23 protein-coding genes and 1 tRNA gene are annotated in these 25,972 nt (G+C 48.7%); 11 read left to right on the forward strand and 13 right to left on the reverse strand.

Translation table 11 applies throughout. The annotated features are described in order from the left end of the window. Nucleotides 1-23 precede the first annotated feature (23 nt). Nucleotides 24-2,798: a DUF2339 domain-containing protein gene (locus tag HQN79_RS03990; protein WP_173284399.1), complete on the reverse strand. Its 2,775-nt coding sequence runs from the start codon at nt 2,796-2,798 to the stop codon at nt 24-26. A 289-nt stretch (nt 2,799-3,087) separates the two neighbouring features. Here HQN79_RS03990 and HQN79_RS12095 point away from each other — a divergent pair, with 289 nt between their 5' ends. Both HQN79_RS12095 and HQN79_RS12100 read left to right on the forward strand, forming a co-directional pair. Beyond that, on the forward strand, nt 3,088-3,702 hold the full coding sequence (locus tag HQN79_RS12095; protein WP_202984510.1) for an MFS transporter: 615 nt from the start codon (nt 3,088-3,090) through the stop codon (nt 3,700-3,702). Nucleotides 3,703-3,724: 22 nt separating this feature from the next. After that, the gene (locus HQN79_RS12100) at nt 3,725-4,336 is read left to right on the forward strand and encodes an MFS transporter (protein ID WP_338065244.1); all 612 of its coding nucleotides are present in this window, start codon (nt 3,725-3,727) and stop codon (nt 4,334-4,336) included. Nucleotides 4,337-4,469: 133 nt separating this feature from the next. On the opposite strand, the gene HQN79_RS04000 is transcribed toward HQN79_RS12100, so the two are convergent. Beyond that, nucleotides 4,470-7,115 (reverse strand): methyl-accepting chemotaxis protein, encoded by a 2,646-nt coding sequence (locus tag HQN79_RS04000; RefSeq protein ID WP_173284400.1) that lies wholly within the window; start codon nt 7,113-7,115, stop codon nt 4,470-4,472. 365 nt (nt 7,116-7,480) lie between these two features. Here HQN79_RS04000 and HQN79_RS04005 point away from each other — a divergent pair, with 365 nt between their 5' ends. Beyond that, the gene (locus tag HQN79_RS04005) at nt 7,481-7,879 is read left to right on the forward strand and encodes a DUF6627 family protein (protein WP_173284401.1); all 399 of its coding nucleotides are present in this window, start codon (nt 7,481-7,483) and stop codon (nt 7,877-7,879) included. A 41-nt stretch (nt 7,880-7,920) separates the two neighbouring features. Next, nucleotides 7,921-8,904 (forward strand): PA2778 family cysteine peptidase, encoded by a 984-nt coding sequence (locus HQN79_RS04010; protein ID WP_238843421.1) that lies wholly within the window; start codon nt 7,921-7,923, stop codon nt 8,902-8,904. Between the two features lie 145 nt (nt 8,905-9,049). Here the strand turns inward: HQN79_RS04010 and HQN79_RS04015 are convergent. Continuing rightward, nucleotides 9,050-9,133, reverse strand: a tRNA-Leu gene (locus HQN79_RS04015). A gap of 226 nt (nt 9,134-9,359) precedes the next feature. On the opposite strand from HQN79_RS04015, the gene HQN79_RS04020 reads away from it, so the two are divergent. Both HQN79_RS04020 and HQN79_RS04025 read left to right on the forward strand, forming a co-directional pair. Then, entirely contained in the window at nt 9,360-9,923 is a 564-nt protein-coding gene (locus HQN79_RS04020) for a lipid-binding SYLF domain-containing protein (protein WP_173284403.1), read from the forward strand. An 18-nt stretch (nt 9,924-9,941) separates the two neighbouring features. Continuing rightward, nucleotides 9,942-10,472: a GNAT family N-acetyltransferase gene (locus HQN79_RS04025; protein ID WP_173284404.1), complete on the forward strand. Its 531-nt coding sequence runs from the start codon at nt 9,942-9,944 to the stop codon at nt 10,470-10,472. A 5-nt stretch (nt 10,473-10,477) separates the two neighbouring features. Here the strand turns inward: HQN79_RS04025 and HQN79_RS04030 are convergent, their stop codons facing one another. Together HQN79_RS04030 and HQN79_RS04035 are read right to left on the reverse strand one after the other, a co-directional pair. Further along, a complete protein-coding gene (locus tag HQN79_RS04030) occupies nt 10,478-11,638 on the reverse strand; it encodes a DUF3095 family protein (protein WP_173284405.1) in 1,161 nt (386 codons plus the stop codon). 12 nt (nt 11,639-11,650) lie between these two features. Beyond that, nucleotides 11,651-14,038, reverse strand: a complete 2,388-nt coding sequence (locus HQN79_RS04035; RefSeq protein ID WP_173284406.1) for an HD domain-containing phosphohydrolase — start codon at nt 14,036-14,038, stop codon at nt 11,651-11,653. Nucleotides 14,039-14,388: 350 nt separating this feature from the next. On the opposite strand from HQN79_RS04035, the gene HQN79_RS04040 reads away from it, so the two are divergent. Continuing rightward, nucleotides 14,389-14,682, forward strand: coding sequence for a hypothetical protein (locus HQN79_RS04040; protein WP_173284407.1), 294 nt, complete (start codon nt 14,389-14,391; stop codon nt 14,680-14,682). 243 nt (nt 14,683-14,925) lie between these two features. Next, nucleotides 14,926-15,246: a hypothetical protein gene (locus tag HQN79_RS04045; protein WP_173284408.1), complete on the forward strand. Its 321-nt coding sequence runs from the start codon at nt 14,926-14,928 to the stop codon at nt 15,244-15,246. Between the two features lie 17 nt (nt 15,247-15,263). Here the strand turns inward: HQN79_RS04045 and HQN79_RS04050 are convergent, their stop codons facing one another. Beyond that, nucleotides 15,264-16,184, reverse strand: a complete 921-nt coding sequence (locus HQN79_RS04050) for a LysR family transcriptional regulator (protein ID WP_173284409.1) — start codon at nt 16,182-16,184, stop codon at nt 15,264-15,266. 1 nt (nt 16,185) lies between these two features. Beyond that, nucleotides 16,186-16,794 carry a class I SAM-dependent methyltransferase gene (locus HQN79_RS04055; protein ID WP_238843422.1) on the reverse strand — a complete coding sequence of 203 codons (609 nt, stop codon included), beginning with the start codon at nt 16,792-16,794 and terminating at the stop codon, nt 16,186-16,188. A 163-nt stretch (nt 16,795-16,957) separates the two neighbouring features. Here HQN79_RS04055 and HQN79_RS04060 point away from each other — a divergent pair, with 163 nt between their 5' ends. Both HQN79_RS04060 and HQN79_RS04065 read left to right on the forward strand, forming a co-directional pair. Further along, the gene (locus HQN79_RS04060) at nt 16,958-17,572 is read left to right on the forward strand and encodes an FMN-dependent NADH-azoreductase (RefSeq protein ID WP_173284410.1); all 615 of its coding nucleotides are present in this window, start codon (nt 16,958-16,960) and stop codon (nt 17,570-17,572) included. Next, the gene (locus HQN79_RS04065) at nt 17,565-18,410 is read left to right on the forward strand and encodes a pirin family protein (protein WP_173284411.1); all 846 of its coding nucleotides are present in this window, start codon (nt 17,565-17,567) and stop codon (nt 18,408-18,410) included. Before HQN79_RS04060 ends, HQN79_RS04065 begins: the two co-directional genes overlap by 8 nt. A gap of 174 nt (nt 18,411-18,584) precedes the next feature. Here the strand turns inward: HQN79_RS04065 and HQN79_RS04070 are convergent, their stop codons facing one another. The 6 genes from HQN79_RS04070 to HQN79_RS04095 all read right to left on the reverse strand — a co-directional run bounded on the left by HQN79_RS04070 (nt 18,585) and on the right by HQN79_RS04095 (nt 24,736). Continuing rightward, a complete protein-coding gene (locus tag HQN79_RS04070) occupies nt 18,585-19,301 on the reverse strand; it encodes a c-type cytochrome (protein WP_173284412.1) in 717 nt (238 codons plus the stop codon). A 19-nt stretch (nt 19,302-19,320) separates the two neighbouring features. Then, the gene (locus HQN79_RS04075) at nt 19,321-20,619 is read right to left on the reverse strand and encodes an FAD-dependent oxidoreductase (protein WP_173284413.1); all 1,299 of its coding nucleotides are present in this window, start codon (nt 20,617-20,619) and stop codon (nt 19,321-19,323) included. Continuing rightward, the gene (locus HQN79_RS04080) at nt 20,619-21,005 is read right to left on the reverse strand and encodes a c-type cytochrome (protein ID WP_173284414.1); all 387 of its coding nucleotides are present in this window, start codon (nt 21,003-21,005) and stop codon (nt 20,619-20,621) included. Before HQN79_RS04080 ends, HQN79_RS04075 begins: the two co-directional genes overlap by 1 nt. Nucleotides 21,006-21,017: 12 nt before the next feature. Continuing rightward, complete coding sequence (locus HQN79_RS04085) at nt 21,018-22,265, reverse strand: hypothetical protein (protein ID WP_173284415.1); 1,248 nt, start codon at nt 22,263-22,265, stop codon at nt 21,018-21,020. Further along, nucleotides 22,265-23,719, reverse strand: a complete 1,455-nt coding sequence (locus HQN79_RS04090; RefSeq protein WP_173284416.1) for a c-type cytochrome — start codon at nt 23,717-23,719, stop codon at nt 22,265-22,267. Before HQN79_RS04090 ends, HQN79_RS04085 begins: the two co-directional genes overlap by 1 nt. Nucleotides 23,720-24,088: 369 nt before the next feature. Then, complete coding sequence (locus HQN79_RS04095; protein ID WP_173284417.1) at nt 24,089-24,736, reverse strand: protein-L-isoaspartate O-methyltransferase family protein; 648 nt, start codon at nt 24,734-24,736, stop codon at nt 24,089-24,091. Nucleotides 24,737-24,983: 247 nt separating this feature from the next. Here HQN79_RS04095 and HQN79_RS04100 point away from each other — a divergent pair, with 247 nt between their 5' ends. Next, a complete protein-coding gene (locus HQN79_RS04100) occupies nt 24,984-25,964 on the forward strand; it encodes a hypothetical protein (RefSeq protein WP_173284418.1) in 981 nt (326 codons plus the stop codon). Nucleotides 25,965-25,972: the final 8 nt, after the last annotated feature.

Consider the following 25,972-nt stretch of genomic DNA (forward strand, 5'->3'; position numbering starts at 1 on the left):
TGAGAAGCGCCAACCGCGATGTTTCACGGTTTGTTTGGCGACTCCTCCGCTGGGTTTTTTATGGGCGGTTTGCTTTGCGGCGGAATCGGAAAAAAGTAGCCGACGGTGATCAGGATTCCGCCGACACCGATAAAGCTGATAATTCTGGCAATGGTACCGGAGTTGGAGAGATCGAAAATAAACAGTTTAATGACCACCAGCGCCAAAAGCGCCGATCCGGCCAGCCACAGCGTGCGCTTGGCGGATTTTTGCGCCCATTTCATAATCGCGACACCGAGTAGACTCCAGAAGATCGCAAGGGTGGTTTGCGTAGTCGAAGAATTCAGCCAGATATGCAGCGAGTAGTAGATATCGTACCAGTGATAAAGCAGACGCAGAATGACCGCATTGGCAAAGGCAAACAGCGCAATCCCGAAGAGATACCACGCGCCTCTGTCGATTATCGATCGCGCGTTTTGCGTGTCGCTCTTGAGCCATTGGTACAGTACGCTGAAACCGGTCAGTGCAAGCAGATCGAGAGTGTTGAGCAGCGGTAAATAAAACGTTCCCAAGGCTTCTCCGGCAGAGGCGAGATTAAAGCTGATCAGCCATACAAATATTATCAATAACAGCGGTAGTGCAAGGGTATTGAGATACAACTCGGCGTGCGCATTGAAAGGCCAGAATCTGCGTTGATTGATTAGACTTTGTCCGAGAATGACCGGCAGCATAAACAGCAACAGGCTGGCCGCAACCCAGTCCAGATAGTGGTGAGTGGCATAGTGCTGTCCTTCCAGAGCCAGAATTCCTATAAACAGATACAGACTTAGAGCATGTAGCTGTTTGCCGAAGAGGATACTCTCCGGCGAATGGTTTTCCAGCCATTTGAGGATGGCGTAAAAAGCGGCGCCGTTGAACAGCCACACAATCCAGGCATGATGGGCAAACGGATGGCTGTTATGGTCAAAAAGGTAAAGCGCATACAAAAGCAGGAAGACAAGCCAAAGCGGGCGGTAATAACGCAGGTCCTGCCAGTTGAAGCGCACTTCGATGGCAGTTATGAGCAAAGAGGTGATCAGTAAATGTGTAAGGATGCCGAAGGTCTGCCAGTCGAAGGATGCAAAGCGTTCGATTTCGAGCCAGTGGATGCTGAACCACCATAGGGTACCGATGATCAGCAGGAGAATTGACGCTGCGCGAATCTCCATTGATTGCAGGCTCCGGCTTTTATAAAGCATGAAAGCGCTGAGTAGATTGGCTACACCGACCAACAGGCCGCCCAGATAAAAAGCGTTGAAAATGGCGGTTTCGGCTGAACTGATAAGGGCAAATTGCGCGATATAAAAGAACTGCGAGGCGAGAAGTTGCAGCAGGATACCGAAGTAAAGCCCTAAGCTCTGCCGTTGGCGTAGGGCAAGCCAGATGATGCCGCAGGCTTCAATCGACCAGATTGCCGAGACGACATGATCGTCGAAGAATAACGGCACGGTAATGGTCAGAAAGATAACGCCGAGCGCAGAAAATGCCTGATACAGCAGTTTGAGATCGCTGCCGGCCTTTTTCATTAGGCCGAATCCGAGCGCCAGATAAAACAGGCCGAGGATAAGACTGCTGGTTGCCAGACCGTCTTCAAACGGGCGCATTAAATCCGTCTGGATTACAAAGCTGATGATCGGGGTTCCGAATACGATGGTTCCGTCCACCATGCCTTTCAGATTAGGAGGCTGTTTGAACGCAAAGAGCACGGCAATCGCCGTATACAGCAGGAAAAAAGCGATCAGGAAAAGTTGCACACTGAGGTAATTTTCCGGCGTATAGCGGAACCAGCCCCAAAAGATGGCAATCCAGAAGGTCATGACAAAACCGAGCAGATTGAGACGACGCCAGGCTTTGAACCAGGCGATGGCGAAAATACTCAGATTTAAAACGATGTAATAGCTGAACAGGATGATGTGGCTGCCTTGTCCGGTCGAGGCCAGTATAGGAGCAAGGAAGCCGCCCAGGGCGCCCATAAAGGCCAGAGGTTGGGCATCCTGTTTTACCGCCAGATAGATGGAGCTTGCCATAACCAGCAGGAGAATGAAAAAGCCGGCGCTCACCGGAATGACGTCGTAAAACTTAAAGGCGAAATAGGTAGTCAGATAAAGGATGCCTATGCCGCCGCCCTGTAGAAGCAAGGCGAAGTTTTGTTGCTTTTGTTTAGTGAATAGTTTGAGACCGATAAGCAACAGTATAAGGCCAAGTATCGCGATGGCCAGAAGACGCAGTTCAATTGGCAGCAGTCCTTGGTCGGCAGCGTATTTGAGCAGAAAGCCAAGTCCGAAGAAGAGTACAAACAATCCGATTTTAGTGGTGACGTTACTCTCGATAAACCAGTTTAGCCAAGGCGGTAAGCTGCCGGAACGCAAGTATTGCTGAACGGAGGCGATAAGCGGTTTTGCGTTGTCTGTCTGGTCGTCCTTGGAATCCTTGTTCCACGGCGAGACACTTTTCCATTTGGCCTTTGGTACAGGAGACGTTTGTCGGGCACCTTGTGGTGTTTCGTTTGAAGGTATTGTGGCGGAATGGGGTGACTGGGTGGAGGCGAGAGTTTCGCCTGATTCTTGGGGCGGCGAATGCTTTTTGGCGGACGGTTCTGGACGATTGGTGGATTGCTTAAAAGTTTCGAATTCGGCTAGCAATTTATTCAACTGATTCTGTAGCTGGTTATTTTTCTGCAACAGTATCCATATGACGATTCCGGCCAGCAGGGTTGCGAAAAACTCCTCTGAGTAGAGTCCGAAAACGATGAGGGTGAGAAACAGAATCAGCTCCGCCATAGGTATTCCTCGAATCTTAGTCGTATTGCGTATTCAAGATCATACCTCCATCTTCGTATGCTGTTTAGTGTTTTATTTTGGTGCCTGTCCGGGGCTTCGGGTTCGGATTAATAAAACACCACATCGGGGTCAGGTATACGGAACCCTAGGGTTGCTTCTTATGAGGGTGTAAGAATTACTGGTTCGAAATGTCACTCCGCTCTATGGACAGAGGACACGTTTTCTACGATATTGTGTCTCGGTAACTTCTTTACAATTTCAGACAATTTCATAGGACGAAGGACTCTATATGGGAAAAAATAGATGGCTGATGGCCTTGGCGGCCGTAGGCGTTCATATCTGTATCGGTTCGGTTTACGCTTGGAGCGTCTACGTTAATCCGATCAAAGAAACAATGAATTGGACTTTGACGGATGTCACTATCGCGTTCAGTATTGCGATTTTCTTCCTGGGGCTCTCGGCGGCTCTGATGGGGAAATTTGTCGAGCGTAACGGCCCGAAAGTTTCGGCGATTATCGCGGCGGTTCTTTTCGGATTGGGTACGGCAGGTTCCGGTTTGGCGATTATGATAGAATCCAAGCTATTGCTGTATTTTTTCTACGGTGTTTTGGGCGGTTGCGGTCTGGGGATTGGTTATATTTCGCCGGTATCGACACTGGTGCAATGGTTCCCGGACAAACGCGGTATGGCGACTGGTCTGGCGATTATGGGATTCGGTTTCGCTTCGGCCATCTGGGGGCCGACGATCAAAGTCCTGATCTCCGAAGTCGGTGTGGCGTCAACCTTTATGATTTTAGGAGCTACCTATTTTGTCATTATGTTCTCCTCGGCGCTGTATCTGGAGAAACCCGAAGAAGGTTACCTTCCTGAAGGCTTTAAGAAAAAAGTCGAAGCCCGGGCATAAGAAAATCAAACCGGATTTGGCCATGCTGGGCGTGCATGAAGCGGTCAAAACTCCGCGTTTCTATGGTTTGTGGCTGATGCTGTTCATCAATGTGACCTGCGGGATTGCGATAATCGGTGTTGCATCGCCGTTATTGCAAGAGGTCTTGGGCTTGTCTGCGATTGCGGCGGCGGCGGCCGTGGGCTTGATGGGGATTTTCAATGGCGCAGGGCGTATTTTCTGGGCTTCGTTGTCGGACTACATGACTCGTCCGATCGTGTATATCACCTTCTTCGCGACACAGGCGGTCGCTTTTTATATGCTGCCGTCAATCACTGAAATCATCATTTTCCAGATTATTTTGTATTTCATTATGTCGTGCTACGGCGGTGGCTTTTCGTCGATTCCGGCCTATATCGGCGATATCTTCGGCACCAAAGAACTGGGGGCGATTCACGGTTATATTCTGACCGCATGGGCCGCGGCCGGCTTGGTTGGACCGCTGATTATTTCGATGGTCAAAGATGCAACCGGTTCTTATGCTGAAACCCTGTATGTTTTTTCCGGCTTCTTTATAGTGGCGCTGGTGATTTCGATTGCTATGCTGGCGAATATTAAAACCATTCAGAAAAAACAGCTCGCAACGGAGTCATGAAGTGCAGCATGCGAGGACCGAAAGTGCGTTAAATTAACGTAGCTTGAGAGGGTGCCCTTGTGTGAGGGATGAAGAGGCGGTGAAAGATTTCATCGCCTCTTTTTTTGGTTTCTTTTACAGTTATTGCACGCGATTAGCCGTAGGCGAGCAGGTACGGCGAGTCGTCCGCTTTGCCCGAAGAGTTCTGCTCGAACAGCGCCAGATCGAGTGATCTTAAGGATTCATCAAGTTGATCGGAAATGACCACAAGCTGATCCATTAAGTAGTCTTTATCTTTCAAGTGTTCCAGGTCTTCGGAAGAGCCGTGCATCAGTTCAAGTACATTTTTGACCAGCTGGTGTTGCTGCTGGTGTAAGTGTTGAGTGCGGGTGAACTCTTTCAAATGTTGAATCTGCGGATTGTGCTGCTGCATTTGTGTCAGAGCCTGCCCCAGATCGGATCTTGCAGAATCCGTCAGTTTATCCTGCTCAATCGGCACATTGACGCCGTTAAGGAACGATTGCGCATTGGCACGCCAGATACGCATTGATTGGCGCAGGTCATTCATGCGAATGCCGCCGATTTCACTGAAATTTTGCACCAGCTGTTCGGTTTTGCGTTCATCGATACTGAATTTGTTGGTTTCTCGTGCCAGAAGTTCGGCCTGTTCTTTCAAGGATTGTGCGGCGGCGGATGTCTGTTCAACCAGAGTGGCATTGCTCTGAATGTTTTGGTCCAGGTGACCAATCGCGGAAGCAGTATTGGAGATCGCTTCCTGTTGATCCTGAATAGAGTGTTCGATGTGCTTTAAGGCTTTACCGATCTTAACCACACTGTGGTTAACGGTTTCAAAAGCCTGATCCGTTTGCTGTACCTGTTCGACACCCTCATGTACCTTTTGTACAGATTCATCAATCAGATCCTTAATCTCTTTGGCGGCTTCCGCTGATTTCTGCGCCAGGCTGCGAACTTCTCCGGCAACGACGGCAAAGCCGCGTCCGTGTTCTCCGGCACGAGCGGCCTCAACGGCGGCATTAAGCGCCAGTAAGTTGGTCTGGAATGAGATGCCGTCGATCAGGGAGATAATGCTGGCGATTTTTTCCGAGGTGCTACGAATTTCATCAATCGCGGTGACGGTTTTATCCAAAGACGATTTCGCGCGACGGTTTTCGGTAATGGTTTGCTCAGAGAGCTGACTGATTTCGATCAGCTCGTGAGTGTTCTGGGTTTGCTGCGAGTGAACTTCCTGCATGGTTGCGTTGATTTGCTGTAGGGTTGCTGCCGCCTGTTGAGTCCGTTCCGAGAGATCGTGAGAAGCTTTGGCTGATTCATTGACCGAGGTGTTGACCGAATCTACGGCCTGCTTGATATAGAAAACAATCGTGCATAAGTTATCCAGAGAAACATTGGTCGAGCCTTTCATGGCAGCCAAGGCTCCCTGCAAGTCCTGATCGATGCGTCCTTTCAAGTCGCCGGTAGCCAGTCTTGTCATCACCAGAACCATGCTTTCGATAATCTGGTTAATTTCGGTCAACAGGGCATTGATGTTTTGCGAGGTGTCCAGATAGAAGCCGCTTAATTCTCGGGTTTCAATTTTCAATGCGGTATGACCTTGCGCTGCCATGGCCAGAGTCGCCTTAAGATTGTTCTCGATTTTATGTTCCTGGGTGATGTCGTTCCATTCAATGACGGTACCGATGCGTTGTTGATGCTGGTTCAGAACCGGTTTGATTTTGAATACGATATGCAGATTGGCAATGTTCTCTTGGGTTGTCGTTGCTTCGTTAAGATTCTCGAAACTGGCAAGCGGGAAAATTTCGTGCAGAGGCTGCTGAATCAGATTGTGCATGTCGAACAGCGGACAACTCTGAACTAAAGCGGCTTGATGGGATTCAAAAAACGCTTTAAGTTCGTCGTTGCAATACAGAATTGATCCTTTTGGGTCGATCATCATTACTTTGGCCGAAGCGCTATCCAATGCGGATTTCAAGCGCGTGCTGCGGTTCAGGTCAGCAATCGACTTCTCCACTTCGGCACCAAGCTGAACCTGCATCATTTTTACCGCCGAGACCAGACGGCTGAGTGAGTGATTGCCATAAAAGGGCAGGTTGCCGGTAAAATCGGATTGGCGCATTTTATCGATCAGTACTTTAGCTTTCCCTAAACGATTGAAGGCATATTTACGGCCGGCAAGTGCATACAGAAACAGTGCGGCTGCCAGTAATCCTGCAACGGGAACAGGCAGAGTAAGAATCTGTGCTTGAATAAGCGTCATTAAAACGCCCAGCAAGGCAATTGTGCTGACCATAAGATTGATCGGGTGGATGCGATGGAAAACGCAAAAACGCTCCCGGAAATTCATTACGATCCCGTTTTTTAACGAACGCTTGCGGTTACGAATTTGCTGGTAGAGCAGAGCCGCGTGCTGTTTCTGCTCGTTGGAAATCGGGCGGCGAACGGAAAGAAAGCCGACAATCTGATTTTTTTGCAGGATCGGCGTGACGTGCGACTCCACCCAGTAGTACTGTCCGTTTTTGCGCCGATTTTTTACGGTCTGAACCCAGGGATTTCCCTGTTGCAGGGTATGCCACATATCGGCAAATACTTCTTTGGGTACATCCGGGTGGCGAATGATGTTATGCGGCTGTCCGATGAGCTCTTCCCGAGAATAGCCGCTTGCCGCGACAAAGGCGTCGTTGGCTTCCAGAATTGTGCCTTGCAGGTCTGTTTTTGAAACCAGGGTGCTCAGGTTTGAAATATCAAATTCATTCGATTCTTGTATTGATGAAGAGTCATTCATTCTTTTGTGTCCCCGAAACTAAGTTATGAACCATAATTTTTGAAATGTGGGGTATTTAACAATTTTGATTCCGCATCAAATAAATTTATTCATATGAATAAGTTATGTATTTATTGTCTTTTGAGCGTGGGCAATAGATTCCCGTTTTTCGCCAAAATGGTGCAAGGAATGGTGCAAGGAATGGTGCAAGGGCTTCCGCCTGAAGTAACCTGTACTCAGGCCGCTGTAGCAAAATAATGCCGGATCGGAAACTGAGTTGAACCCTTTTCCGTTTCTATTGGCTTGTCTTTTTCGTTTGCTATCTGGATTGGCCTGTGGCTACAATAAAAAACACGGTGTTTTCAACTAACAATGAGGTGTCAATAATGAGACTATCGCACAGGTTTGCCAAACTGATTTCTTTTCTATCCCTGTTTGCTTTTTTAAACGGTTATGTTGGTTATGCTTATGCAGGGATGGTAACCAATGATCAATTGGTCGCCGAAGTGAGTCATGATCTGACGGTGCAGGAAATCCTCGCCGGACTGGATCGTAGTGATGTACAGGCGCAGCTGGTTGCTATGGGCGTTGACCCGGAAGATGCCAAGTCGCGCGTCAGCCAAATGACCGATCAGGAACTGGTCGCTCTGAATCAGAAACTGGATGAGTTGCCTGCCGGAAGCGGTATTGTGAGCGCACTGTTATTTGTTTTTGTGGTATTGGTGATTACCGATATGCTGGGCGCTACCGATGTCTTCCCGTTTGTGAATAACATTAACAAATAAACATCTCTTAACAAATGTTCAATCGAATCTGCGCCAGGCTTTTGTCTGGCGTTGTTTTTTGCCTGTCTCTCAGCGGCTGTTCCAGCACGCCGCAAACCAACGCCTTGTCGCAACTGGCGGATCCTTCGATTGCCCGTCATATGGAATTGTCGGAAGTGCCGTTTTTTCCTCAACAGGAATACCAATGCGGTCCGGCAGCCTTAGCCACCATCTTGTCTTATCGGGATATTGACGTTTCGGATAAAGCTCTGGCAAAGCAGGTTTATTTACCGCATCGTCGAGGGAGTCTGCAGATTGAAATGCTGGCCGCCGCACGTAGCTACGGTATGTTGAGCTATCCGCTCGAAGCGGATCTTAAAAATATTCTTCTGGAACTCAACCGGGGTAATCCGGTATTGGTGTTCCAGAATCTTTCACTCGCCGCCTGGCCGCAATGGCATTACGCAGTGGTTGTCGGTTACGACCTCGATCAAAAGCATTTGATTTTGCGCTCTGGAGAGATCAAACGCCATCTGGTCAGTATGGCAACTTTCGAGAGAACTTGGCAGCGAGCAAAATATTGGGCTTATGTTATTGTGAAGCCGGGGGAAATTCCGGTAACGGCCGATCCTGCGTCCTACGTATTGGCAAACCATGCGCTTGAAGAGATCGGTTTCTCAAGTAAGGCTCTTCAGGGGTATCGTTCCGCGGTAAAGCGCTGGCCAGAAAACTCCATTGTTCTGATGGCGTTGGCCAACAGCGAATATGCCGCCAATCATTTTCAGGCGGCGGAAAGGTTTTATAAACGCGAAATTGAACTCAGGCCGGAGAATGCCGATGCTTGGAATAATCTGGCCTATAACTTTGTGGCTAGAAAGTGCGTTGCTCAGGCACGACAGGCTGTCCAGTGCGCTTTAAAGTTAAATCCGGACAGCGAGAATATCCGTCAGAGTTTTGAGGAAATATCTAAGCTGGGGCTGGAAAGCGCAATCGCTTGCCAGGTTCCATATTGCCCGCAGGCGAATGGCCTTCTGCCGCAACGATAAGCGCTAAAAAGACTTTCGCGTGGATCGTGGACGATAAAAGCGCTTCCGTATTTGATCGTCCTTTGTACAAAACAGTCGTTGCCGTTTTACGGGGCTGAATACAGAAAAACCCCAGGCCGGTTTCCCGACCTGGGGTTTTTGAATATGGTGCGAGCGGAGAGACTCGAACTCTCACACCAAAGGCACCAGAACCTAAATCTGGCGTGTCTACCAATTCCACCACGCTCGCTTGGTGCGGTGAATTTTAGACATTTCTACGCCGGCGTCAATAGCTGATAATAAATTTTTTTCACTCTTTTGGGAAAAAAGTTTGGGTAGCGCGCGTTGATGGCGGTTTTCGGTATTTTTTAGCAGACTGTTGAAGCATAAAAAACTTTCATAAAGCGTTTCGCTTTTTACGGATTCGAGCAGTTTATAATTTGATCGATGCCATTGAATTCAAAGTGAGGTGAATCATGCTGTTTTTAAGATTGTTTTCGGTGTTGTTTTTGAGTTTTACCCTGGCTTCTTGCGCCTCTATGGGCAGCGGGTCCAAAGCTGATAAACAGCAGGCGATCCTTAAAATGAAAAGCGAGACGCTGACACAACTCTATTCGATCAAGCCGCATGCCCGGACGCAAATCAATGCGTCACCCGGCTACGCCGTCTTCTCCAATGCGAATGTAAATCTGTTTCTGTTGGCGGCTGGAACCGGTTACGGCGTTGTGACGGATCGTCAGAACGGTCAAAGAACCTATATGAATATGGCTGAAGGCGGTGTCGGTTTAGGGTTAGGAGTGAAGGATTATCGGATTGTGATGGTCTTCCATACCCGGGAAGCGATGAACCGCTTTATCGACAGCGGATGGACATTTGGAGGCAATGCAGATGCGGCGGCCAAAGTGACCGATAAAGGTGCTTCGGTGGAAGGCGAAGCCTATTTCGGCGATGTAACCGTGTATACCTTTACCAAAAGCGGGTTAGCTTTACAGGCGACGGTCAAGGGCACCAAGTTCTGGAAAGATGACGAGCTCAATTGAGTTTGCAGGACGTGGGGGATGAATTCGGATATCACGATCAGGGATGAGAGGACGGACGATATTCCTTTCATCACTAAGGTTACGCTTACTGCATTTTCGACGCTTGAGATCAGCGATCATACGGAGCACTGGGTTATCGACGCGTTGCGTGATGCCGGGGCTTTGACGCTTTCTTTAGTGGCCGTTTCGGATGGGCAGGTGGTCGGGCATATCGCTTTTTCTCCGGTAAGCGTTTCCGACGGTACGCAAGGCTGGTACGGGCTGGGGCCGGTATCGGTTTTGCCTGATTTCCAATCCCAGGGGATTGGTTCGGCACTGATCAACGAAGGGATGTCGCGTCTTAAAGCGCTTAAGGCCAAAGGCTGCTGTCTGGTCGGACACCCGAGCTACTACCCCCGATTCGGTTTTAAAAATATCGCTCAATTGAGCGTCGACGGGATTCCGCAAGAAGCGTTTTTCGTCTATTCGTTTGACGGCACCTATCCGAGCGGAAAAGTACAGTTCCATCCGGCGTTTTTTGCGCCGAAAGAAGGGCTGCCAAAGGTGTGAGGGGATTATGGTTTCTCGTCTTGCCGAATCTGTTTTTTCAGTTGTCTGGCCGCCAGGGCGTAACCGCCTTTTGAACTGTCGATAAAGTGAATATGTTTGCTGTGCTTTTGCGAGACAAGGCAGGTCACAATTGCGGCATCGCTTTGATGCAAACCATAATAAAGTATTCCTTGCCGGCGAGCACTCTCAAGCCATTCGATTAACTGTTCCAGTTCTTTTTTGTCCGCGCTCATCACGCAGCGATAAATGTCGTCCAGTTTTTCGTAGTCGGCGTTTTCAATTAACTCTTTGCGGTAATTTCCCCAATTATAGCCGTCAATGCTGACATGTTTTCGCATCCAGTATTCGCCGATCATATTTTCCAAACGGATTTTTATTCCGATCCAGAAACGCTTCAGACGTGAAGCATGCAGTCCTTTAGCGGCGACTTCGGCACGAAGCTTGTCTGTTTGGTAAGACATGGAGAGTTTTCCGCTTGCGAGCGGGTGGTGTCCGGATTCGGTGCCGATCAGTTCATCCAGCTTGCCGGTCAATGTTCTAAACAGAGCCAGAGCCTCGGGTTGTTCCGGCAGACGTGCTTGGACCAACAGACTGAATGTGATTTCCTTGGCGGACGGAACCAGATTCCAGCGGCACTCAAAGCCGCTAAAATCGGCATTGGCTTGAATATTCTCCGGTAAAAGATAGCGTTGATCCTGTTTGGTTTTTTGTTCGGCCTCCTGTAAACCGTTGCCGATAAAGAAAAACTGTGTCAAATGCTCGGCTCGCTGCAGGCGACAGACACGAACCGGCAAGCTCAGGTCTGAGCAGGGAACCAGTCCCGCTCGCAGCTGCAGTTGAAGGTTTTCTTCGGCCAGTTCCTGACATCCTTTCAACGCCTGTTTCACTTGATCCAGCATCTGCGGAGGAACGCAGAAGCTGGCACCGTCTCCGCCGAATACAAAAGGAATCGGTCTCGGTTTGGCGGCGTTTAAAACGGCGGCAATAATACTGCCGCCAAGAGCGTTGATGTCACGGTAGCGTCCTTCCTGAATAGCCCGCGTCGAATTGATTACGTCGGCAATCACAATTGTCCAGTCTGTCGGGATATCGACATAGGATTGCGCGGACAATGTCTCTTCAAGGCGTTTGAAAACAGGAATTCGTTCTTCGAAAAAAGTCGCCATCGAAAGGTGCTCTCAGTTCAGTTTCAATTCGAAATCGGTCAGCTGCTCCGGATTCAGTTCCGTGTTGTAGTTCTGATAGGCGCCGCTTTCGAAGAAAAAGCGCAGTAGCGTTTTGTCGATCTCTCCGTGATTAGCCATAGAGCAGAGGATATTCGCCACCTGCTGCAGCGACAGCGGCTGCTTATAGGGGCGTTCCGGTGACGAAAGCGCCTCATACAGATCCGCCAGAATCATAATGTGATCTTCCAGAGTAAGTTCACTGGCGGTCAGTCCGCGCGGATAACCGCTGCCGTCGAGTTTTTCATGATGGTTCGCGGCAATATCGACAATTCGTTCGTACTGTTCGGGAAACGGCAGTGTTTGCAGAATCTCAAGCGAGATGCGGGCGTGGTCCATAATCGTCTCGCGTTCGGCGTCATTCAAGGTTCCTCGCTGAATACTCAGGTTGACCACTTCGTCTCCACTCAGCAGAGGATGCTGCTTGCCATCCAGCTCGAAAGAGATCTGGGCCAGTTTTTGGATTTTTTGCAGATGCGTCTGTTCAACAAATTCCCGGCCGGTATTCATGCTCTTGAGAAATTCGAACTGGTCATACAGTTCCTGAATTTCGGAGTGCAGTTCCCGATCATCGTTGGCATTGACTGGGCTCGGAGCCTGTCCGAGATTTTCAATTCGCTTTTGTAAGGCTTGCAGACGTAGATCGCGCTCCAGGATGGCAAAACGCAGACGAACGCTTTCGATACGGTCGTAAATCGCTTCCAGTTTTGTCGCCTTTTGAAGGATTGATTCCGGTGTCGCGATTTTACCGACGTCATGCACCAGCGCGGCGATTTTGATGGTGTGATGCATCTCCGGCGTATAGTTGACGTCTTTATAGACGGTCTCGTCTTCGTCAATTGCCTTGGCAATCAGAGTGGCGAGTTTCGCAACCTGGCGGATATGGATACCGGTGAAACTGCTTTTTTCGTCAAACGCTTTGGTAATGGCGTGGGCGAAGGCTTCGAACAGCTCTTCCATTCGTTTGATCAGCAAACTATTGTTCAGCGAAATCGCCGCTTGTGATGCCAGCGCCATAGTGTTTTGCTGGTCCTGCTGATTAAAGGGCTGCACCTGTCCGGATTTGTCTTGTTTATTAATTAATTGCAGAACGCCGAGCAGTCGCTGATCCCTGTCCAGTAGAGGAATCACCAACATCGATTGCGAGCGGTAGCCGGTTTTGTCGTCAAACGCCCGGGTTCCGCTGAAATCAAAATCGGTATCGGAATAGGCGTCGGGGATATTGATTGCCTCCTTGCTCAAGGCGCACAGAACAGCGGCCATTTTGCCGTTCGGCGTGCCATCGCGATGATATAACGATAGTGGCTCCCAGCTTATGGGGTTTTGCGTACCGCCCATTTTGATCTTCAGGGAACGGTTTTGCACGACGGTAAACTGCAGTTTCTGTTTGTCTTCTGACAGGGTGTAAAGGGTTCCGGCATCGGCGCCCGATAAGTCCATCGCCTCTTTGAGAATTGACTCGATCAATCGGTCGGTATTGGTTTGCGCCGACAGGGATTGTGCGATATGCAGCAGCGAGCGCAGTTGTTTCTTTTCACTGCTCTCTGAGAAGATACGTTCGCGGAAAGTGCCGTATTGTGCAAATGGGCTGAAGCTGTCCCCGGTCGCGAGAATCTTACTGATTGGCAAACCTTGGTTTTGCAGTTCCTGACGGATCTCGGTTTCGTGGGCGGGCTTGAGGTGGTACAGGTATATGGCCAAAGGGCGGTTCAGGTCGTTGAGTTGCTGCTTAAGCAGCTCGGGTGTCAGGTGTTGACTTCTTTCGGCAATCGTATTCAGACTGGAAGGGAAAGAGGTTTCGATAATCAGGCTGTTTATTTCCGGGTCACGGTTGATACGCTGCGTCAGTTCCGGGTTTACATAGGTGTCGCCACTGATCAGGCAGCTCCGTTTGCCTTTTTTGACGAGGAATCCGAAAGTCGGTACTGTGTGTTTGGCCGCAACAGGCGTGAATTGATACGCGCCTATACGAAAGGGGACCTCCTCCTCGACTTCCACGAATTCGAGCATGGGAATTTTATGCTTGGGATGTTCGATGGTTTGAAACTCGGGCCAGATAACGCCATTGAAAAGATGTTCCTTAACCGCGAGCAGGGTGGCGCGGGAAGCGTACAGTTTTACCGGTCGGCGACGTTCTGCAAAATGCGTTTCGATCAGGAAAGGAAGATCCGCAATATGATCGAAATGAGAGTGGGTCAGCAGAACATGTTCGATGCGCAGGCTCTTTTTGCCCAAGGGCTGCATCACGCTGCCGGCATCAATCAGAATATGTTCTCCCACAAGGAAAGAGGTACAGTTTCGGCCCTGATCCAGACTGCCGGAAGCACCTAGTACGGTTAGCATAATGGTCTCCTTGCACATCGATAATGACCGCATTCACGAAAAAAGTGAGTAGGGGCGTATTTGGAACATCGATAGGATTACTATACAGAAATTTACGCAATAAACTGTTTTGATTCGTACTGCGTTTTCAGGTCGCCCATGGCCGAAAAAGGCGAGGGCGCAGGTTGGTTGTTAAGTGACCGGTGAAACGGCGAGTACTTTTCAAGAGAGTGATGGAAAGCGTAATAATTTCGATATTGTTCAGTGGTTATATATACATAACAGCGTGTTTTTGATTGAAATATCGGTTAAGACTGATACTATTGGTTGCATATTCAGTAACACTGACAACTCCGAAGGTTATTCGATCAATGATTTTTCCTGTAAAAAAAGCCCTGCTGGCGGTACTTGCTTTTTCGATTGGCGCGGCACCTGCCTTTGCAGCCAATGTTAATGCCCCTAAACATTCGTGTGTCAAACCGACGAAGCCGGCGAAGTTTGATTCCGTGACGGAATGGGGGGAATTCAATTATGCCAAGCAGAAATATCACAAATGCATCAGTGATTATGTCAAAGCGCAAAATGCCGCTATTGATGTACATCAGCAGGCTGCTGCCAGTGCCATCAGAGAATGGAACAGTTTCGTACAGAACGAGTTGAACTGATTTTGGTGGTGTAGACTGCCATTCGTGTTGCATTGTTGAGTCATGGATGATGTGATTGAGTTGAAAAGCCGGCCTTGAGCCGGCTTTTTGGTTTGAGAAGAAAGTGCCGGTGTGTCTCAATAATCCGGTTATAAAAGACAAATTTGAAAGGTGTAACAAAAAACTTCATGGTAGACTTACCCGTTACTAAGCGGGCTATTCTTTTTAACAACACTAAGTTGGATTTTAATTAGAGGTAAAAACATGAAGAAAAAGTTAATTCTGGCAGCCTTTTTGTCAGCAGCGACCCTGGCGGGTTCGGCACAGGCTGACGCTACTTTTATGGTCGGAGTTTCTTATACGTTTAGTGGAGAGTTAGGCTTTACCGGGAAAATTCTTTCGAATGATAAAGAAGAAGAGGTCGTAGCGACTATAGGTGCGACCTATTATCCTTACTCTTATGGGCAGCAGGTTGGGATTGATTTGGGTGGTGCTTTTACCTTTGATAATGCGGCCATTGGTGCCAGCTATGATTTGATTAAAGCGACGCCTCAGTTGAGTGCCGGTTTCGCGGATATTGATTAAAATCCTTTCATACTGAATTAAGCCGGCGTTTTGCCGGCTTTTTTATTTCCCAGACGCTCTTGCAGGAAGTCGAGAAAGGCGCGGGTTTTTGCCGGTACGTATTCGCGGTTAGGGTAGGTGCACCAGATCTGATTGCCGGCTTGCAGATAGAGGACATCGTGTTCCGGAAAGACTTCAAGCAAACGTTTGTTTTGCAGCTCCTCCTGCACCAGCCAGTCGGGAAGCAGTGCGATTCCTTCTCCGGCCAGGCAGAGACTTTTAGCCGCTTGTTCATGGGTTGCCAGAAGCACTTGATTGATCCAAATCGTTTCGGTTTTTCCGCTGCGACGGTGGTGAAAGCGCCATTGTTTGGCTTCGGCTTTCGCAATGAAATTCAAGCAGGGCAGCTGCTCGAGCGCACCGGGTTCAGGAAACGGATGTTTCTGTAAAAAAAGGGGGCTGGCACAGGCCACGAAACGTAGCGTTTTTAATGGTCTGGCGACCCAGTTTTCTTCGGAGACTTTTCCGATGCGCACGCCCATATCGATTTTTTCCTGAACCAGATCGAGACATTCGTCGGTAATCAGAAGTTCGAGTTTCAGTTCCGGATGATCTCGGCGAAACTCCGGGATAAGTGGAACGACCTGCGCTTCGGCGAAGCCCAGCGGCAAGGTGACCCGTAAGGTTCCTTTGAGTTCCTGCTTAATATCCAGGGCTTTATACTTGGCCTGATCGAGGTGATCCAGAATGGGAAGTATCTGCTGATAATAGGTTTCGCCTGCTTCGGTAAGATCCAGTTTGCGGGTACTGCGCTGTAACAGTTTGACGCCAAGCTCCGTTTCCAATGCTTGAATACTGCGGGAAATTGATGTGGCGTTGAGCTGGCGTTTTTCGGCAACGGCCGCAAAACTGCCGAGACGGACAACTTCGGTGAAGATTTCCAGTTGCTCAATTTGCATTTCAGCCTTCTTTGGTTGCAATCATCTGTACAACCGCGGCCATACCGTTGTGCAGGACGCCTTCCTTCACCTCGCGTTCCAGCTCACACAGATGGCGGTGTTCCAAGTCGGCCAGTTCATTTTTAAGGCCTTCAAGCGTCATCATCAGTTCGACCTGAGGCGGCCCGCCGGTAGCAAATTGCAGCTGTTCGGGGCGGTAGGCTTCCAGAATAAAAACGCCTTGCGGTCTAAGCGCCTGAGCGACTTTCTGATGCAGATTCAGGCGCAAGGCTTCGGGAAGATGGCAGAAAATCGAGATAATGCCATCCCAGAGGTTTGTTCCCAAATCATAATCCGCCAAGTCGGCAACCTGAGTTGTAATGCTAACACCTCGGGAGTTTGCCAGCGTCTGAGCTTTCTGCAAACCGACTTCGGAAGCGTCTATAGCGGTGACATCAAACCCCTGTTCGGCAAGAAAGACCGCATTGCGACCTTCTCCTTCGCCTAAGCAAAGGATTTTGCGCGCACCGGTTTGCGGTAGATGATGTACGCTTTGCTGAAGGAAGTCGTTTGCTTCGGTTCCGTACTGATACTCTTCGCTTGAATACCTTTCGTCCCATATTGTGGCCACTGTATCAACTCCGCTAGGGTTATTTTGTTTGAGATAATTTTACGCGATTATAAATTGATTATTACTGCAAATTATGCAGTATTTAGATGCGCCTAACCTGCTTTTTATTCATCTTAGGCCTGTTTAGACTGAAATTGTCACCGAATTAAACAGGAGAGTGAAAATGAACAATATTATGCGCATCGATGCCAGTCTACAGCCGGTAGAACAGTCCAGCTCCAAGCAGTTGGGGGATTTTCTGACGACTTATCTCGCCCCACAGGAGCTTAATCATCTGGATTTGGCGCAATCGTCCATTCGTCCTATTGATGCCGAGTATCTCGCGGCGGCATTCAATCCCGAGCCGACCTCTGAACAACAGGAGATTTTACGTGATTCGGACAGTTTGATTGAACAGCTCAAGGCGGCGGATGCCGTGATCATTACAGCGCCTATGTATAATTTCGGGGTGCCCGCCAATTTAAAAAGCTTTTTTGATCAGGTGCTTAGAGCAGGGAAGACCTTTCGTTATACTGAACAGGGACCGCAGGGACTGGTCGAGGATAAACCGGTCTTTATTATTCTGAGCTCCGGCGGTGATTATCGAGAGGGCGCAGCACAGGCGATGAATTATCTTGACGGGCATTTGAAAACCATGCTGAATTTTATCGGTTTGAAAGAACTGTATTTTATTCATGCCGCTGGTCTGGCCCAGGGCGATGCGGATCAAATCGTCCAAAAGGCGAAAGACGATATCCTGACAGTTTTGCCGCAATTAAAGAGGGAACAGCATGCTTAGAAAAATTCGACAAGTGACTCTTGCTCGGCCGGCGATGGATGGCGAAGGCGTCGCTTTGCAGCGCAATGCCTTATTCGACGGCCGTCTGGATCCGTTTTTAATGTTAGACGAATTGAAGGCTTCTCCGCAGGATGATGTGGGCGCTTTTCCGGTGCATCCGCATAGAGGGATTCAGACGCTGAGTTATCTGATTGATGGCGGTATGGCTCACAAAGATTCGATGGGTAATGCCTCTGAGGTCCTGTCCGGAGGTTTGCAGTGGATGCATACCGGACAGGGGATCGAACATGCGGAAATCCCGAAAGTCGATGCGAACGGACTCTGGGGCTTTCAGTTCTGGTTGAATGTGCCGCGTGACGAGAAATATCAGGCGCCGCAATATCAGGATATGGATGCGTCACATCTACCATGGTTGCAACTTGACGATCTTGCGCTCAAGGTCGTTGCTGGTAACTGGCAGTTCAACGGTCAGGAATACCGCTCAGATTTTCAAAAACTGAGTGGCAACGCTGCTTTGGCGGATTTGAATTGGCAGGGGCAGGCAACGCTTTCGGTCGCGGCACATGAAGCCAGTCTGGCCTTGTATGTGATCAGCGGTAAAGTTTTGGTTAACGGTGACAGTGAAGTGCCGGCGGGACAGTTAGTGCAGTTTTCCGATGCTGTTTCCGGGAGCGGCGAGATAAGCCTTGCGGGAGATGCTTCCAGTCGGGCATTGATTTTTAAAGGCGAGCCGATCGGTGAGCCGATTGTTCATCGCGGGCCTTTCGTCATGACCAGCAATCGGGAAATCGAAGAAACTTTACAGGCTTACCGGGATGGAACCCTGGTTAAATCCTGATAAATATCGTTGTCCAGAAATAAAAAAAGCACCTGAGGAAAGATTCCAAAGGTGCTTTTTTGCAGGTTACAGTGGCTGGTTAGTTAACCACGGTAATGGTGCTTAATAACCACATGAGTGCGACGGAGCCAAAAGTCAGGATCAGCCCCCAAATAATTGCTGTTTTACCATTCATTATTCCACTCCTCTTGGTTTAAGCTGCGCATAGTAGTCAGCCAGACCCTGAATCTCTTCATCTGTCAGGTCTTTGGCAAACTGTGCCATGCCGGAGACCACGTCGTTATTACGTGAACCGTCACGGTATGCTTCCATATAACGGACAAACATGCGTGGACTCAGGTTGGTCAGAGCAGGAGTCTCATTTAAACCGCCTTCACCGTGAGCACCGTGACATGATGCGCATGGAACGATCATTCGAGAGTTATCCCCTTTGTTCGCAAGACGAACAATGCCCGGATCCACTTCAGTGTCTTTGGCAACATATTGTGCATAAGGCAGAGGCTGAGCCGCATAGTAAGCCGCCATGTCCGCCATCTGCTGATCGCTGTAGATCTGCATCAGGTGAACCATAATGTCCGACTTGTGATCGACATTGAAACGGCCTGATTTATAGTCTTTCAGCATTTTGTAGGTATAAACCGGATTTTGTCCCGCAAGACTAGGCGTTGCCTGCGTCATGTTTTTACCTTCAACACCGTGACAGGTATAGCAGTAACCCTGTTCGACCAGCTTTTGACCGGCGTCAACACTGCCTTGCGGCATCTGATTTTTAGTATCCAACCACTCTTTCATTGTCCAAGGTTCTGACTGTGGAGCATGTCCACTCGCAAATGCCGTACTGACACTTAGAACACTTAATCCAGTGGCGATTAATAAAGCTTTAATTTTCATGAATCGTCTCCTGTACCAATTATTCAAAGATGTCGCGACGGAAAGCGCGCTGCCAGTTCATTGCCAGAGAGGCACGAATATGATGCAGGGCTTCGTTATCCAACTCAGTGGACTGATGTCCATACTGTTTGACGATCTTGCCATCTTTAACACGGAAGGTATCGGTAATGGTCATACCGTAGTCTTCACCTGTCAGAGCGACACAGTTATTGGTATACAGAGGCTGAACAGGCGGCTTGCCTGCAAGCTCGTTAACAATCGACTGTGCTACCGCTTTAGAGTGGTTCGATGCCAGATAACCGGTTTTAACCATTGGCGAGGATTCAGTCGCATCACCGACAACAAAGACATCTTTATCAAGGGTGGAGCGATAATCCATAGGATCAATCGGAACCCACTCGTTGCCTTGAGTCAGACCGGTAGCATGCGCGAATTTACCTGCAGTATGTGCCGGGATAATGTTGATAACATCGGCTTTGATGCGCTCACCGTCTGCGGTAACAAGCGTATTGTTCGCGGCATCCAGTTGAGTTACTTTGCCGCCTTTTTCCATCGGAATCCATTCGATCATGGCATCTTTGGTTCCGTATCCACGTGCTTTGGTCCAGTAGTCCAGATAGTGCTTACGGAAGGTAAAGCTGTTTTTGGAATCCAAAATCAGGATTTTTGCCGTCGGGTTATGACGTGTCAGCCACTCAGAGATAAAGCTGGCGCGCTCATAAGGTGCCGGCGGACAACGATACGGCATCGGAGGCGAGGAGATTGCGACCACGCCACCTTGCGGCATAGAGTGGATCTGCTCACGCAGTTTTAGAGTCTGCGGGCCGGCTTTCCACGCATGTGGGAAATCGCCTTCCGCCAGCTCTTTGCTGTAACCTTCGATGTCGCTGAACTTATAGTCAGGACCTGGAGCAACAATCAGCTTGTCATAAGCGATTGCGCCGGAGTTCTTGGTCTTGACCTTTTTCGCACTGTAATCGATGTCAGTTGCCAGATCTTCGATAACATTGACCGCGTAACGGGACTTGATGTTTTCGTAGTTCACCGTTAACTCTTCGATTGACGTGAAGTCGTTCAAAACTTCATTTGAACCCGGACAGAAAATATATTCTTTATTCGGTTCGATAATGGTGATCTTGACGTTCTTATCCAAGATACGAAGATATTTAGCGGCCGAAACCCCACCGATACCGCCACCAACGATGACGATATGCGGAGCCGATTTTGACCAGGCTTCTTTTGATGCCCCGAACAGTCCTAAGCTCAGACCTGCAGCACCAAAACGCTTCATTAATTCACGGCGTGTTAGGTTATTCATTACTGGCCTCCTTTAAGGACATCTTCTTCTTTCCATGGACGATCTGTTTGCGCGGCGAAGTAATCCGCCATGCGCTCGATTTCAGCGTCCGTAAAGACTTTAGCTACGTGGTTCATAACAATGGATGGACGAACTTCGTTTTTGAAGTCCTGCATCAACTTGATAAAAACATCACGTGGAATCCCTGCTAGAGGTGGCATGGATTCATCGTAGAAACGTCCAAGCGTACCGTGACAGGCTGAACAGTTGTCGCCCAGCATTTTCCCAGGAATCTGCGGATCACTTGCAAATTCTTCCGGTGGAATCAGTGCTCCAGAAGCCTGGGCAGATGTCACACCGAAGAATGCTGAAGCAGTGATGAGTCCGATCATTAGCGATTTTTTCATTTATTTGCTCCTTTATTGTGCCCAGACGTAGAAACCGACTACGAAGAACTGAACGATCCATAGTGCTACGATCCAGATAGAAAGGGTACCCAGTTTGTTAACTGTTGCACCTGGAGTGTAAACACCGACGGTCTGTCCTGATTTCCAAGCGATGGTCAGGAAGTAGCTCAGTACAACACCACCAACGATTGCGAAAGTCAGGAAGAACAGGCCGGTAGAGTACCAGTCCATAACAATCTTGTAGTCCATGAAGTTGTAGTTAAAGAAGCCGTTAAGAATATCGTAACGAAGCATCTCGCGGGAGATTGCGACAACAAGGCCGATAACCAGCGCCATAGGTAGAGCCATGTAGCTGCAGAATCGCGCTTCGCCTTTCAGACGCAGTTGAGCCCATAGTGCGTAACCGATTACGGCAACGCCACCCAGGATGCCCCATACAGAAGTTGCGAAGTTACCTGCTGTTTCCGGCAGTGTCGCCATCCATGCAACATACAGAACGGTAGAGATAACAGAACCGACTTTGATCCATTTTTTACCGACTTCAGCAGCCCAGTTCAGGTAGTCGTGATCGGCATCTTCACGAACCGACTTAAAGCGACGGTAAGTAACCAGCATTGCTCCTGTTACCGGAATTGCCATGCTGATGAAGAACGCATAACGCCAGATGTTGTAGGCATGCAGCTGAGTACCGGAATAGTCCAGTTTGCCGTTTTGCATGTACCACTCTTTCCACAGTTCAGGGTGCAGGATCTGTGACGTCAGGCTGTGCATAATGAAACCGACGACCAGCATCAGAATCAGGCTGGTAATCATCGACCAGCGAGATTTAGGCTGAACGGTTTTATCCTGGTTTTTACCATTCTGGAAATAGTAGTAGTACATCGCCCAGTAGGCCAAAATCAGAATAACGATAAAGGCGATAACCCAGTCAGCAGACAGTACGTTTGAGGTGTACCAGTGCGGATCGTAGACAACCTGAACAAACAGCAGCGGTGCAACACCGACTACGATGGCTACGGAAACCGATACTTTAGCGATCTCCAGCATGGCAGCACCCAGGCGACGCCAGTATGCATTGTTGTTGAAAGCGCCATATAGAGTAATGGCGGAAGTACCCAGCATTAACTGCACGAACAGAATATGCAGGGCAAAGGTTAGAACACCTAGACCGATAAAAATAATCGGAAAGGTCGGGATCCCTGCAGGGTTGCGCAGGGCATACATCATCTCAGTAACTTGAGCGACTTGTTGAGCATCCATTATTTGCCCTCCTGTAGATCAACGGCAGCAACTGTGTCTTGAGCTTTTTGCTCGGCCAGAGCGCGTTCGCGTTGTTCAATTTCAGTATCGATAGCTGCGGTTACCGCCGCTTGACCACCGTCATTGTTCAGCACCAGATAGGCGGCCAAAGCTTCCGCTTCGGAATCCAGCATCGGCATTTTCGGCATATAGGCGATATTACCGGTTGTCAGAACCCCTTTAACGTATTGAGCAACACGTTCCTGAGAGACGCCTTCAGGGAAGTAGCGGTGCAACGGACGAATACCGGTTTCACTCGGAGAGTGACAGTTCGAGCAGTAGGTCATTGCGATGAATTCACCTGCCTGAATCTTATTGCCATCGTTTACTTCTTTCAGGTGGTCAGGAGTAAATGGATGTGCTTGCAGAATACCGACTTTTTCGATTGTCGGAAGCTGGGATTTGATATCCATACCTGGAACGTCTTTACCGATTACCTGGTTAGAGTACACATATTGACCGGCAACCCAAGGCTTACGCATGGATTCACGAGCCGTCTCTTCAGGCCATAGACCTGCGACCAGGATAATGATTGTCATCGCACCGGCAAAACCTTGAACGATCATTTGCGGACGAAGCATGGTGATAATGAAGTAAGCCAGAGTACCGGCAAGTACAATCATAATACTAGACTGGAAGTAGTCTGGAAGACGGTTTTCCATAACCAGTAGTGCTTGATCCGGAACCGAAGTCAGGTACCACTGGAACATCGACGCACCGATCAGGGTTGAGATAATCCCCAGCCAACCCAGTTTACGAGCCATCTCTTTTTTGAAGGCAGGGTCTTTGATTCCGGCAATGACGATACCACCTACTACAGCGGTCATGGTGAACATGAATGCCATACGCATACCCAGTTGCGCGAAAGTGTTGGTTCCGTAGAAACCGTTCAGGTAACCACCGTCTGCGAACCATTGTTCTTTACCAGGTACCATCATGAATGACAGGATACCGACGATAATCAACATAGTGGCCAGTGACGCCATACCGAAAATTACCGAAATTTTCATGTGCGTACGTTTATCGACGCGGCCAACCAGGTAAACAATCATGTAAACCCCGACAACCTCGATCACGAAGAAGACCCACTCAGTCGCCCATTTCCATACAAATGAGTGAATTAGGGCGCCGATTCCGTTCGGGCTAGCGACGGTTGTGGAGTACCAGATCCCCGGACCGGTAATGGAACCGGCAACATAGGTGAAGACCAGTAAGAAAAGACCGTACTTCTTAACGAAGTCTAGAAGGTCTTCACGGTCTTCGCGGTAGGCTTTATGTGAAAGATAAGCGAAGAGCATGGCTGCACCAACAGAAGTGTGGGAGGCCAGTACGTGGAAAGTTGCAATCAATGCAACAACCCAACCGGATCCCACTGTTGGTTCATACCAAGTCGGATAGAGGCTAATCAAGTCCATGATATTTATCCTTGAGTCAAAGTTTACAATTTAGTGCAAAGCGCACTATTGAGGAGGCTATTGTAAAAGTGCCATGGTTGTTTTTTAAAACTAAAAAGTTTTATTGATGAGTATATAAGTAAACTTATATGGCAGGCATTACTTACGTAAATGCGTAAAATTACGACACTTTTATGAACCGAGTTTAGACAAAAGTATCTGATATATGCAATACAGAAAGAGAGAGTAATTGAGTTGTTACGAATAAATCGGAGAGAAACCTGTGTCAGGTCAAAAAAAAGGGTGTTTTTTAAGAGGTTTTACCAAGTAAATTTTAATTACTCAGTGAAAGACCCTTGTAAATCAGGGTCTTTCTGCTTGGAAGGAAGCTTAGAAATTAAAGATTTTTTTCGGTTGGTTGTTGCTTAAATATTGCATATCCGTCTCGAAAAGCGATTCTGTGCTGAACTGGTTATCGCTGACACGGGTAATGACTTCGGCTTCCATTGCAGGAGATTCACCGCAGATAACAGCCAGACGACCACCGATATTCAGTTTCTGTTTGAATGTTTCCGGAATTTCAGCAACAGCACCAGTCAGAACGATGACATCGTATTGTTTGTTGTCGGCCCAGTCCTGACTGGCATCACCGATATGGAAGTTGATGTTGTCGAATTCTTTAAGACGGGTCTTAGCGGTTTCCTGCAATGATTTATGCAGTTCAACGGTGGTCACTTCGCGGCCCAGAGAGGCCAGAAGAGCGGTCAGATAGCCGCTACCGGTACCGATTTCCAGAATGCTGTCGTCTTCATTGATTTCAAGGGCTTGAAGAATTTTTCCTTCCACTTTAGGCGCCATCATGAATTCGCCTTCGCCGATCGGAAGTTCGATGTCGCTATAAGCCAAAGCTTGCTGCGACTCGCTGACAAAATGGTGGCGAGGAGTGTCCATCAACAGATCAAGAACTTTAGGGTCTAAGACGTCCCATGGACGGATTTGCTGTTCAACCATAAAAAAACGGGCTTGATCTAAATTCATAAGAAAGTCCTTTAAGTTACGTCGTTAGCGCTGGCTTTCAAGCGAACCCAGATCCACTACGACCGAAAAATTTAACTGCAAGATTATAGCGAATTATTTGGGTTTAATAAAAAGATTTTGTCTGAGTCGATGTCTGGCTTATTGGCGGAACAGCGAAGTTTGCATCTGTGCGGTGTGTCTAATCGAATTGACGTTGAAAAAAACGCTACACTATATCTCTTGTTGAAATTACACCTAATAAAGTGTCATGCCGCCTAATCAAAGTAATCCATGTTCCTCTGTCGATAAAAACGCTTTGCCTTGTCTGCGTTCGCAGTTGATCAATGCCGACGATAGCTGTCTGCAGGGCGCGGTTTCGGCGACACTGATGCCGGCGCTTTTTGAAGACAGTACGCATCAGATCTGGTCGATTGCTTATAGGGATCAGAACTTGAAAGTGCTGAAGTTGTGTCAGTGTGACGAAGTGGAAAATGCCGGTTTCTGGAATGCGATGCGGGCTTTATTTGATGTCTCCTTGATCAAGGATTATTCGGCTTTGGCGGGGGCGTATCATTATTTTCGTCATTTTTCCGTTTTTGAGGTACCGGCTCTTGAGGCGATCAGTGCTTCGCAGGAGAATTCTGTGCGCTGGATACTGACGCAGACCGTTCATGGCAAAGACCTGTGTACTGCGGCGGTTACCCGTGACATCTGCTGTCAGTTAGCCGCACATTTGGGTTCGATGCACGCCGAGACAGGAGAGGGCGTGTCTTTTTTAGCTGGAAGGCTTTACGAGAGTGAACTTCCGACGGGGCGACAACTCGATGTTTCTCAATTTAGGCACAAGATCGATGCATTTTTAAATCGGCATCCACGCATTCAACAGCTTCGCGAATGTTATTCGCAAGACTTTCAACAGATTCGGCAGCAATTGAAGTGTCTCGAGTGGCACAAAATTGTCCCGATGCTGATCGACTTCCGTTGGGATCAGTTAAGGATTGGCGAAGATGGAAAGCTGTATTTGTTGGATCTGGATGCGGCTCTGTTTGCGCCGATTGAAATGGATTGGTTAATGCTAGAACTGGTACTTACGCCCCAACAACTGGAGTGGGTCATGGACGCTTACCAGGGGGTAATACCGCAAGTCTCGCAGTGCCGAGAATTATATCGTGCACTGTTTTATGCCATGGAGTTGCTGGGCGATCAGCCGTGGTCCTGGTGGAAAGCACAGCCGATTCTCCTTCCTTAGTGGCGAGG

Source organism: Thiomicrorhabdus xiamenensis (genome assembly GCF_013282625.1).
GTDB lineage: Bacteria > Pseudomonadota > Gammaproteobacteria > Thiomicrospirales > Thiomicrospiraceae > Thiomicrorhabdus > Thiomicrorhabdus xiamenensis.